Below are 12,021 nucleotides of genomic sequence, written 5' to 3'. Positions count from 1 at the left end.
TCCTCCTTTCTGGATCGTGGTGAAATCCCGAGTATACGCTCGGGATTATCCCGTAAGGGAGGCCTCAATGAGTATCAAGTCTTTGACTCCGCCTCCTTTTCAATGTTACCGTTTCTCGTGCTGGTGTACTCCTTTCTGCAGGATTCTCCGGCTGTCAAAGGTTTGAATTCAATTCTGAAAGGATACACCGCTTTTGTTCCTCTTTCTAACCTCTTGGTGATTTCTCTCCCACGGAGTGGAGGGTTGGCCATGAGACTGGGGTTCCCGCTCGCCTTAACGGTGTTGCTTGCCGCCGGTATCTCTTGTACAACACCAAAGAGCGTTGCTCCTCTCTTAGCCATATCCCCTGCAACGGAACACAGTCTCAGCATCCGGGTGGCTGAAGCCGCGGCCAACGATTACTCCGACACGGCGGCAGGAAAGCAAGGCTCGGTTAGCTCGATCGCGGAGTTTGATATTTTCAAGTCGTTTTACCGAGATGATGTGGCAGTACGCTACCGGATCAATGCAAAGCCTCGAGAGTTTATCGGTTACCGGGTGACCGCCACGCTGTTTGCGGAACGTCTTTCAGGGAATCCTTTGGCTACAAAACAGTTGAGCTTGCTCAAGAGTGGTGAAGGGGAACTCCGATTTGATACGTCCGGGTTGGCGTTCGGCGACTACACGGTACTCATAGAGTTGCACGACAGGAAGGGCAACCTTGTGGCTGGCAGAGACCTTGCATTCCCGATTCTACGAAGGCCCGTCGCTGGCCGGCTCGTGGATGTTGATGCCCAGAACTTCATCCGTATAAAGGGCAAGCGTGTATTTCCTATTGGCATTTATTCTGTACCCGGTTCTGAGAAGTGCCTTAAGGACCTTGGCATTGATGGTTTTTCTGTCATCCAATCTCCAACCTTTCCGCCGGGTGCAATGAAGGAATTCTTGGACAAGGCACACGAATGTGGCTTAAAGGTGTGGGTATCTCTGGGCGAGGTCCTGGATTTCTCGAAGGATGCTGAAGAAAAGAAAAGGACGCTTTCCGAACTCGTGTCTCAGGTAGGAAATCACCCTGCCCTTCTCATGTGGGAAAGCATTGATGAGGCCGCCTGGGGCAATAGAAACGCCGACGGGTTGTATGAGGGCTACAAATTCCTGAGGGCTCTGGATCAGAATCACCCCGTCTGGACGAATCACGCGCCACGGAATCTCATCTCCACACTGGCGCACTATAACCGGGCAACGGACGTCGCAGGCTGCGACATTTATCCGGTGCCGGAGCCACAGGCGCACTCGGATTTGCCTGACAAAACCATCCATGTGGTCGGCGATGAGGCAGACAAGTCTGTCTCAAGCGTAAACGGTGACAAACCAATCATCATGGTCCTTCAAGGCTTTGGATGGGCAGAGCTTTCTCCGCAACCCGGCAGGAAGCAGGATACGATTTTGCCCACATTTGAGGAATCAAGGTTCATGGCTTATGACGCGATTCTTCACGGAGCGCTGGGAATCAATTACTGGGGCACGGCACATACTAAGAAGTCGTCAAGGTTCTACCGTGAATTGAGGTCGCTGGTCAGCGAACTCGCCGCGATGGAACCAGTGCTCACAGCCGACATCGTGACCGGAATAAAGGCCGGCAAGGTCGGTTCCCCGGGGAACGCCGTCCAAATGATGCGGCGAACTCTATCTGGCATAATGTTCATCATCGCAATCAACACGCAAAATGAGGACCATCGAGCAGAGTTCACTCTTCCTGAAGTATCCGCCAAGGAGCTGCGCGTTTTATTTGAACGCCGAACGGTGACCCTCCGTGGAGGCAAATTCACGGACGAATTCACTCCTTACGCCGTGCACATCTATACTGACGACCCTATTTTCAATCCAGAGCGCAAGGAATTCAGCGCCGAACTCATGCGGCCGCCAGAGGCTGAGATGGCACTCATAGAGCCAGGAAACTTAGTTGAGAATCCATCCTTTGAGGTAGATTCAGATGGCGACCTTGTGCCTGACACGTGGGCTGCCAACTATCCATTAACAATGCAGATTTCAGAGCACGAAGCCCATTCGGGAAAGCGAAGCCTTATGCTCGTCAGTAACTTCAGAGACTTTGCACCATTGGCAGTTGAGCACGGCATCGATGGCATAAAAGCAGACCGCGACTACATTTTATCAGCCTGGGTGAAGACTGATCCGCCGGGCCTGGACTTCAGAATTTATGTTGAGTGGACAATAGGCGACCGATGGTACGGTGGAGTTCTGCCATGGACTCGTGGCACCCAAGAGTGGCAGCTAGCTCAGTCGGATTTCAAAGCTGCCCCGGACCCTGCCGGAGGCTTGTACGCTGTGGTACAAATCAGAGGAAAAGGGAGAGGTTGGTTTGACGATGTCTCAATGCGGGAGCGTTGAGGAACCTCTAGCCTGAATTATGCACGCGTTTACTGAAAAAAGAGTGCCATCGCCCTCGGGAGTTGTGGTATTAAAGGGTTTGAGCACCAATCCTCACCACACTTCAAGGAGGAGCGATGGCTACAGACTGTTGCACACAATTGGCCTTCGGTTTTCAACCAAAAATAGTCATGGATTTTCGGGTAGGGCTCAAGATCCAGAAGATTCCAGCCCGGGCTGGTACTAAGAATGGGGGAAGGTCAGCACTACACTACAGTCCACGAAGCACATTCAGTCCGACCTGTTTAGGTCCAGAAACAAGGCAAATGTCTCTTGGCTTTTCTGTTTGGTGGACAAATATTCGGGACCTGTTTCAAATCTGGTGTCAATGTGGAGTGCCGTTCGGTTCAAAATGTAGTCGCCTGTCCGGCATGTATTGAAAGCAGGCGCGAATCGAGACTTGACAGGAAGAATTGGAGTAGTTGATGCGTGATGCAGCATATGTGCATCGTAGAAAGCAGGTGAAGGGAAGGATCCGTCTCGCGATACCACTCTTTGTTATTCTGGAAGTGCTCATCCTGCTTTGCTATTTTTTTCTAGACCAGGGTCCTAAACTTCTGATCCTTGCTTTTTCAATGCCTGCAATTGTTTGTCTTCTGGTGATTTCTGTTCTTTGGCCATGGACTGTGCTTGGGGCCTCTTTGGTGACTATCGGCCTTCTCTTCCCGATTTCCTTTGGTCTGTCGGGCAAGACCTTTCTCATATGCTGGAGCGATATTTTTCTAGCCGTGGTCTCAGCAGGACTCTTTGTTGGAAGGGCGATTGAAAAGAAGATGGATCTCAGACTAGGTCCACTCGAACTTTCGCTTGCACTTTTTGTTCTGGCAGGCGTTATGAGTCTCGGTGTCTCAGGTGACATTCTTCATTCGCTCGGTGGAATATTGAGGTGGGTTATAATTTTCGTTTTTTTCGTGGTCACAACCGAGACTGCAACGAGGCTGAAAGAGCCATTAACCCTTCTCTACTTGGTCCCGATCTTTGGGACTATTGTTTCTCTCGAGTTCATTGTTGAGTTCCTGACCATGAGGCTCTCGCTTGTAGAGATTGCCGGCGGCAGGGGCGCTCTCGGCCTCTCCTGGGCTCGCTCAAACTACCTCGCAGCCATTCTTGCGCTTTCACTTCTTGTAACAATAACACTGCTCCTGTATCGGAAAGGAAGAATGAGATTCACTCTTTTCCTTTCAGTCATAGTCATGCTTGTTGCCCTTGTGTTGACCACGTCAAGAGGTGGTCTAGTCACGTTTGCGATTGGGCTGGCTTTCTTGATGCTTAGGGCGGGGAGAAGAGGTGTCTCTTTCCTCGTGGTCATGCTTCCTTTCGCCTTTGCCATTGGGCAGAGCTTTGTCTTCAAATACACACTTCTTAGATTTGCTGGCGTTACAAAGACCTTTTCTGTTAAGGCTCGCTTCTCAGCATGGCGAGAAGCTCTTGAGAACTTCCAATTGCATCCAATTTTCGGTGTTGGCTCCGGCCCGGCGAGAGATCCCCACAATCTTCCCTTGGAAGTCGCCTCAAAGATGGGCATCATAGGGCTCGTGGCCGGTGCAGTGCTAGTTGGAGCGATTCTGGTCACGTTGGGACGAGCGAAGCGAGCTCTTGCGACAAAAGATATCCTGTATCATGGATTTTCGGCCGTCGTTCTGGCGGCCGGCATAAATTGTCTCTTCGAGCCTGTTTTCTTTTCTGGCTGGCATTACTCGACCCTCTTCTGGTTCGTGATGGCGGTAGTCTCGGTTCTTCGCCCGGAGCAAGTACACGGGTAAGACAGTGCTCCAGTGTGCGGAGACAAGACACCAGACGATGAACTCATGTCGGACCGCTAACATGTCGCACGGTTCGGGGAAAACATGATACACGAGTCAACTTTCCAGGGGATTATGAATGAACTTATGCAGGCACGTTCTCAAGACAGAAGCTTACTCCAGTTTGGCAACCCGATTAGCGCATCTCAGTACTTAAGGCTCTACCGTCTTGTAGCAAGATACGTCAGGGCGGGGGCCACAGTCCTGGACTGGGGTGTCGGGAATGGCCACTTTTCCTACTTTCTGGTTAGATCCGGGTATAGGACGAGCGGATACGGATTTGAACGGCCACCCCAAGTCTGTAGTGCGTTTGCACCCGGGAGTTATGAATATCGAAGTGGCAACTCTAACGATCCGATCACCCTTCCCTATAGCAGCCAGAGCTTCGATGCCGTGCTCGCCGTTGGGGTTCTCGAACACGTGCGTGAGACGGGTGGTGATGAGCTATCCAGCTTCAAGGAGATTAACCGAATCTTGAAACCCAAAGGAGTGTTCATCTGTTTCCACCTGCCCAACCGTTACAGCTGGATTGAGGCCTCACTGCGCCTGATCAACAGGTGGTCTCATCGGTATCGTTATGCCGCGTCTGACATTTTGTCTCTCGCAAAGAATGCAGACTTTGAAGTGGTGGAGATACAAAGGTATGCGATCTTGCCGCGAAATGTTTGGTGGTGGGGAGTTCCGGGATTGATTCGCGTGTCATTCCGGATGGCAAACCTTTATGGCGCCATTGACAACGCTCTGTCTGCGCTGATATCACCCGTCTGCCAAAACTATCTTTTTGTAGCACAAAAACAGAAACAGCAGTACTGCGCGGTCAAAAGTGGAGGTCCAAGGTAGTCTCAGGAATCAGAACCCGCGGGATTCGATCGCGGAGGTACTGTGCGATCCAGATGTAGATCTCTGGCAATCGCCATAACCGATCTGATATCCGGCGATGGGGGCGTAGTCCAATGATAGATGTCTCGGTGATCATTGTTAATATGAACACGCGGGAGTTGCTGCGGGAAAGCCTCCGGTCTGTTTTTCAAAGCTCTGTCCCGAAGGAAGTCATCGTAGTAGATAACGCGTCAAGCGATGGCAGCGTTGAAATGGTGCAACAAGAGTTCCGCGAGGTGCGATTGATTCGGAACAACATGAACGAACGGTTTGCGAAGCCAAACAACGATGCAATGAAGATCGCGCGGGGTCGCTACATATTTCTTCTGAACAGTGACGCGGCCTTGAAAATCATGGCTCTCGAACTACTTGTCGCTTACATGGACAAGAATCCCAACGTTGGAATGTGCGGGCCGCAGCTGCTCAATCCGGATGGCAGCATTCAACCCTCGTGCAAAGGATTTGTGTCCCTGTGGACCCACGTCTGTGACATATTTCTGCTGGATCGGCTTTTCCCCAATTCTCATGTCTTTGCAGGGAGTGAGATGACTTTTTTTGATCATAATGCAGACCGCGAAGTTGATCACGTGATGGCCGCCGCGGTCATTGTTCGTTCGGAAATCGTAAGAGACATAGGAATGTTTGACGAACGCTTGTCGATCTGTTACAACGACCTCGATTGGTCATACAGAATCAAGAAATCAGGATGGAAAATCATTTTCTACCCGCGAGCACAGGTCGTACATCATTCAGGGCAAACAGTGCGGCCGGTGACCAAGGACTCAGACGTCTTCAGAGAGCAATATGAAAATGTTCTTTATTACTACGAAAAACACTTTGGCAGAATCACAGCTATTTTCTACAGATTGTTCCTGGTTATTGGTTTTGTTCCTCGTATGTTATATTGGCATGGACGTCTGATTGTTGATCGTTCAGACCGTGTCGGGAAGCGGGCACAATCGTCAGTGCGGACATTTATCTTCGCCTTACCCTTGTGGAGAACGGCAAACTCTCACGATAAGGCGACACCCTGATGTTTTGAATGTCGCGTCAAAGAGGGTAATTGTTGAACTCAGTCACGATCATCATTGTGAATTCTAACGGATATCACTATACCCGAAAGGCTCTTGAGGCAGTTTTCCAGCACACGCGGGGATGTGAAATCATAGTCGTCGATAACAATTCAGCGGACGAGAGCCGGGAATTGCTCCCGGTTCAATTCCCACTTGTCAGATTCCTGTTGCTCCACGAGAATCGCAGTTTTGGCGCAGCAAACAATGCCGGCGCGGCTATTGCCACAGGGCAATACCTTTTCTTTTTGAACAATGATACACTGTTGTTCGAAGATACACCTTCCGGGCTTGCCTCGGTTTTGTCGGAGCGCCAATCCGTGGGAATCTGTGGACCAAAACTCGTTAACGATGATGGAACATTTCAACTATCGTTCGGAAACGATCCCTCGATTCTTGAGGAATGGAGAATGCGCGGAGTGCTGCGAAGGATTCATCAACGAGAAGCCAAAGTCCTTGATCGTCTCGAGCGGGAGTACGGGGCCGAAATCAGTGTCGATTGGTTAACCGGAGCGGCACTGATGATCCGAAAAGATCTTTTTCACAGCATTGGCAGATTTGACGAACGCTTCTTCATGTATTTTGAGGATGTTGACCTCTGCTCCCGGGTCAGGGCAAAGGGCTATGAAATACACTATGTCCCAACAACTAAAGTCCTGCATTTCGGTGGCAGGAGTTATGCGAACGACAATGAGAAGATTATGCTCGAATACCGCCGCAGCCAGATGCGTTTCTACAAGAAACACAGAAGCAAGTTGCAGCAGCTTCTTCTTCGCTGCTACCTGTTTGTCAAATTCCTGCTCGGATTAACAATCGGTGTTGTTCGACCCGGCCGTCCACACGGTTTCTACCTGCGATTGATAAGATTAGTGCTCTCTCCCACTTTGATGCACTGAAAGAGAAAATGGATGCTCCTTCGTCCAGTTGGCTTATTGAATCCAAGGTCATAAGGATTTTAGGTTGGATAGTCGTGGCCACAGGCATTCTTTGCAACTCTGCGTCATGCGGAGGGCAAAGCGCCTCACATGATAATGAGTCCCGGCCGATATTCGACGAGAAGACAAACACTATTTACATCCCTCCGCCTGTTCGCGGAAAGTTTGATTGGCACCATAAGGATTACCGCAACTGGTTCGTCGGGGGAGACACAGATTTCGTCCAGGAGGGCAAAGAGATCGTCTGGCATATTAGAAGGGATGGCGGTCTCGGCAGTTGGCTCGCATTTGACAAGAACAAAGATATTACCTGGTCGGCCGACTGTAGGATGAGCATACCGCCCGACGTCAACGGAGAGTGCGGAATCTTTTTCTATCACGAGGAGGCCTACTACGCCCGCCTGCTCACCGTTAGTTCCGCGCAATCGGGTCAGGTGTTTTTGACCGGCCATCATTTTCGGCCGGACAGCAAATTGAGATGGGCCAAACCGGATTCGCGTAAGGATTGGCGAAACAAGTGGGTGAACTTCAGGTTCGAGTGGAAAGCAAAAGAGAAAGAGCTGCGGTTTTACACAAACAACAGGTTGGTTTTTGTTTCTTCGGAATGGAATGTCGTTGACGAACCTCATCCGGTCATGGGGATCTACAATTGGTCAAGAAATGATCAAGCAGAATTCTATGTTAAGAATATCGAAATCAGCAAAGGGGATCTGGGTTGCTGGAGTCTAAGCGCCACAAGGATGAGTGGTAACATGGGCGCAAGGCAGATCATCGCGGAGAACCTCGCGCAGGAGGCTCCTTCCGACGGACCTGGATGGTGGTTTCTCACTGAGAATGCCCTCACTGGTACACTCAAAACGCCGTTCATAGAACTCTGCCCCGAGCGTTCATTTGGAGCCATAAGGATAGAATCCAACTCATCGGCGCGAAATGAAGAGAACGACCTTCGGTTAGTTATTTTGGATGAACATGACCAACCGATTGCTGACGGAGACCTGCCGGGCAACGCAGAAGGATTTGATGTGGCTAACGGACTTTGGTCCAAAGACCTTTCGGGCCTGGCCGGGAAGAAAGCGTTGAGGTTCAAGTTGGTGTTCTCTCGCTCTTCTCCTAAAGCAGCCACCCCAGGACTCTTCTGGCTGGATGTGGACACTCCCACAGGAATCCGAGGCGTTGGAAGGACGGTCCGAGCAGGAGAAAGACGTGAACATAGTCCTTGACGCTCGTACAGCTACTGACCACTTTCCCGGCATAGGACGGTACGTAGTCAGCCTGGCGCATGCTCTGGCAAGCGTTGTGCCGAATCTTTCAGTTCTCCTGCTGCATAATCCCTTAGCTCCTGTGACGCGCATGGCCTTGCCGGATCTCCCGCGCCTCGAAAGTCGCGTGTCTCCATTTTCACTCCGCCAGCAGTGGGTAGTACCGAAGGCCTTGCGATCCATTGATGTTGCCGTCTATCACAGCCCGTATTACCTCTTGCCCTATCGCCCAGGCGTCCCAACTGTGCTCACCTGCTACGACCTTATTCCGCTCGCATATCCAGAGTACTTCAGTGCTGGAAAACGGTTGATATACCGCCTCGCGCACATGCTGGCTCTGAAAAGAGCCGATGCGATTGTGGCTATTTCGGAAGGAACCAAAGCCGACCTTATCCGGTACTTTCATGTTGCGCCGCAGCGGATTTTTGTCACGCCTTTGGCAGCCGGGGCGCACTTCACGCCTCAGCCTCCGGAACGTACCATTGCAGTTAAAGAAAAGTACGGCTTGCCCGAAGAATACGTACTGTACTTTGGCAGCAATAAGCCTCACAAGAATCTTGTACGGCTCGTAAAGGCATTCGCTGAATCGAAAATAGGTGGCCCGTCATCAAATGTCAGCCTGGTGATTGCAGGACACTGGGATGAGCGCTATCCACAGGCAAAAGAGACAGCAATGCTCCTGCACATTGAGGATCGCGTGATCTTCCTGGCAGACGTATCAGAGAATGATCTTCCTGTTTTGTACGGCGGAGCAAGGCTCTTCGTGTTCCCGTCATTGTATGAAGGTTTTGGACTTCCGGTGCTAGAGGCTATGGCCTGCGGTACGCCTGTAGTGTGTTCCAACACGTCCAGCCTGCCCGAAGTAGCAGGAGACGCTGCCCTGCTGGTGAACCCGCTCGACGTGAACGGCCTGGTTGGGGCAATAAATCGGGTTCTTTCAGATGACGGGCTGCAGAAGGAGATGGTTGAAAAGGGGTTCAATCAAGCAAGGAGATTCTCTTGGGAACGAACAGCACGGGAGACGGTTTCCGTCTACGAGCGGGTAGTCGCAGGAAAGCTATGAAGGTGCTCCATGTATATAAGGATTACTTTCCTGTCCTCGGCGGCATCGAGAACCATCTGCGTCTTCTGGCCGAGGAGCAGGCTCGCCTGGGGATGGAAGTGACTGTGCTGACGACAAATCGCAGCGCACGCACGACGGTGGAGAACATGAACAATGTTCGAGTCGTCAAGGCCGGCCGGGTTGCTACTATCGCCTCCGCGCCAATTAGCCTGAACCTCTTTGTCTGGATGCATCGCCTCGAGGCTGACATCACCCACCTTCACTTCCCCTATCCCATAGGCGAGCTGGCTTACCTGCTAAGCGGACACAACAGAAAGATGGTGATCACCTACCACAGTGACATCGTACGGCAGAAACAGCTCCTGCAGCTATATCGCCCCTTTCTCCGGCGTGTCTTAGCTCGTGCCGCAGCGATTACAGTCTCCAGCCCCAACTACCTCCAGACTTCGCGCTTCTTGCGGCCGCTGGCCGCCAAGTGTTCAGTGGTCCCGTACGGTGTGGAGCTCGACCGTTTCGCTCCCGCAGAGGCTGTCTTAAGCCGCGCCGAAAAGATACGGCGACACTACAAGGGGCCACTTGTCCTCTTCGTCGGGCTTTTGCGGTACTACAAGGGGCTTTCCTTCCTCATCGAGGCGATGCGGCAGGTGGAGGCCAAGCTTTTGGTGGTGGGCGAGGGACCGCAAGGCAAAGAGTGGCAAAACCTAACCCGGCGCCTGGGCCTAGACAGGAGAGTCACCTTTCTGAACCGCGTGAGCGATGACGAACTGCCAGCCTTCTACCATGCCTGTGACGTTTTTGTGCTGCCCTCGACTCACCGCAGCGAGGCTTGGGGGATTGTCCAGATTGAGGCGATGGCTTGCGGCAAGCCAGTGGTGAGCACGGAGCTGGGTACAGGCACGAGCTTTGTCAATATCGACGGCAGCACGGGCCTAGTCGTGCCGCCTCGAGACCCAGCCGCGCTGGCCGACGCCATTAATCGCCTGCTTGTTGATCCGAAGCTACGCCATCGTCTGGGCGAAAACGGCCGGAAGCGAGTGCGCCAGGAGTTCTCTCTCCAGGTCATGGTAGAACGCATTCTGCAAGTTTATCGGGACGTAGCTGCGGCAAGTTGACAACTAGGCTGCAAACGGAGAATCCTGCCATTGGCATTCCTGCCGGCCCGGCCCGGGCAAATGCGCTACCGCATCCTGCCTATCCCAGATCTGGATCTGAGCACTCCCATCGAGAACAGGAACAGAATCGCTCCACCTATGGCGAGCGCAGAGGGGGCTCCAAGGTGCTCAGCCAGCCAACCAGCCTGGAGACTCCCTATTGGCATCATGCCCATGAAAACGAGGGTATAGACACTCATCACCCTTCCTCGCAGTTCGTGGTTGACCGTACCCTGAATAAGGGTATTTCCGACCACAGTCTGGCTCACCATCGCCCAGCCAATCCCGAAGAGAAGAAGGGCAGAAAGCAGATAGTTCTCTGAGAAGGAAAAGATAAATATGAGAACCGGGAACGCCAATGCACCGACAACAAAAATGGCTCCTCTTCTTTTTCCAGCCCTGAGAGATGCAAGGCCCAAAGCTCCCAGAAATGCTCCCAACCCGGTTGAAGACATGAGAAATCCAAACCCTGACGCTCCCTTGTGGAGGACGTCTTTTGCAAAAACAGGCATGAGCATGAGGTAGGGCATGCCAAGGAGACTAGCTGCTGCGACTATGGACACTATTCCGGTGAACTCCCTGTTCTTGCGCAGATACCTGAGACCCTCAAGGAGATCATTCATAAGATTCATGTCGCCGGAGTTCGCACCCCTGAACGGTGTCTTCACCAGACGGAGAGTCGTGATGATTGGAATATAGCTCAAGCCGTTTATCAGGAAACAACCTCCTTCTCCAGCGACAGCGACAAGCAGCCCTGCGATTGCAGGGCCAACCACGCGAGCTGCATTGAAGCTCGTCGAGTTGAGGGCAATCGCGTTGAGGAGGTCGTCTTTCCCAGCAATCTCGGCAACGAAGGATTGCCTTGTTGGAGCGTCGAAGGCATTCACAATCCCCGTGATCAAAGCGAGGATGATCACATGCCAGACCTGGACCCGATTGGAAAAAACCAGGGCGGCAATGGTCAAGGCTACGATCATGAAGGAGGCCTGAGTTGCAACAAGAATCTTTCTCTTTTCGTATCTGTCAGCGATTACCCCTGCCGGGAGAGAAAGAAGAAGCACTGGAAATGAGGCAGCAAAGCCGACGGTTCCAAGGAGGAGGGGTGATTTCGTGAGTCTGAACACAAGCCAGGCCTGTGCCACCGACTGCATCCAGGTGCCGACAAGGGAAAGGAGTTGTCCCGACCAGAAAAGCCTGAAGTTCCGGTGCTTGAGGGCACTGAACGTATCGGCCGGCCTCATGCTGAACGAATCAGCTACAGTTTCAAATAGTCTAATTTTCATCAGGTTTGAAGGGGAATTCCCGTTATAATATACAGACAAGCTCCTAATGGCAAGGAGCCAGGGGGACAGGTTAGTGTTGTCAAACATCTAGAATGTCCTGTTAGGGAAAGTTGAAAACCGGACTATTTAAGGTTCAAAACCGGACTTTTGGG

At 51.9% G+C, this 12,021-nt stretch carries 10 protein-coding genes; 8 read left to right on the top strand and 2 right to left on the bottom strand.

All coding sequences use genetic code 11. The annotated features are described in order from the left end of the window. Nucleotides 1-74: 74 nt before the first annotated feature. Nucleotides 75-341, bottom strand: a complete 267-nt coding sequence (locus QME66_11135; GenBank protein MDI6809518.1) for a hypothetical protein — start codon at nt 339-341, stop codon at nt 75-77. A gap of 34 nt (nt 342-375) precedes the next feature. On the opposite strand from QME66_11135, the gene QME66_11130 reads away from it, so the two are divergent. The 8 genes from QME66_11130 (at nt 376) to QME66_11095 (ending at nt 10,547) form a co-directional block, all read left to right on the top strand. Beyond that, nucleotides 376-2,388, top strand: coding sequence for a hypothetical protein (locus QME66_11130; GenBank protein MDI6809517.1), 2,013 nt, complete (start codon nt 376-378; stop codon nt 2,386-2,388). Nucleotides 2,389-2,852: 464 nt separating this feature from the next. Next, complete coding sequence (locus QME66_11125; protein MDI6809516.1) at nt 2,853-4,190, top strand: O-antigen ligase family protein; 1,338 nt, start codon at nt 2,853-2,855, stop codon at nt 4,188-4,190. Between the two features lie 114 nt (nt 4,191-4,304). Beyond that, nucleotides 4,305-5,069 (top strand): class I SAM-dependent methyltransferase, encoded by a 765-nt coding sequence (locus tag QME66_11120; protein MDI6809515.1) that lies wholly within the window; start codon nt 4,305-4,307, stop codon nt 5,067-5,069. A gap of 113 nt (nt 5,070-5,182) precedes the next feature. Further along, on the top strand, nt 5,183-6,142 hold the full coding sequence (locus QME66_11115; protein MDI6809514.1) for a glycosyltransferase family 2 protein: 960 nt from the start codon (nt 5,183-5,185) through the stop codon (nt 6,140-6,142). 32 nt (nt 6,143-6,174) lie between these two features. Next, nucleotides 6,175-7,074, top strand: a complete 900-nt coding sequence (locus QME66_11110; protein ID MDI6809513.1) for a glycosyltransferase family 2 protein — start codon at nt 6,175-6,177, stop codon at nt 7,072-7,074. Nucleotides 7,075-7,082: 8 nt separating this feature from the next. After that, nucleotides 7,083-8,333, top strand: a complete 1,251-nt coding sequence (locus QME66_11105) for a hypothetical protein (protein ID MDI6809512.1) — start codon at nt 7,083-7,085, stop codon at nt 8,331-8,333. Continuing rightward, complete coding sequence (locus QME66_11100; protein ID MDI6809511.1) at nt 8,317-9,435, top strand: glycosyltransferase family 1 protein; 1,119 nt, start codon at nt 8,317-8,319, stop codon at nt 9,433-9,435. Before QME66_11105 ends, QME66_11100 begins: the two co-directional genes overlap by 17 nt. Beyond that, a complete protein-coding gene (locus QME66_11095; GenBank protein MDI6809510.1) occupies nt 9,432-10,547 on the top strand; it encodes a glycosyltransferase in 1,116 nt (371 codons plus the stop codon). Before QME66_11100 ends, QME66_11095 begins: the two co-directional genes overlap by 4 nt. A gap of 65 nt (nt 10,548-10,612) precedes the next feature. On the opposite strand, the gene QME66_11090 is transcribed toward QME66_11095, so the two are convergent. Continuing rightward, on the bottom strand, nt 10,613-11,956 hold the full coding sequence (locus tag QME66_11090; GenBank protein ID MDI6809509.1) for an MFS transporter: 1,344 nt from the start codon (nt 11,954-11,956) through the stop codon (nt 10,613-10,615). Nucleotides 11,957-12,021 lie beyond the last annotated feature (65 nt).

It is taken from the genome of Candidatus Eisenbacteria bacterium (genome assembly GCA_030017955.1).
GTDB lineage: Bacteria > Eisenbacteria > RBG-16-71-46 > JASEGR01 > JASEGR01 > JASEGR01.
This window is presented reverse-complemented; position numbering and strand designations above follow the sequence as displayed.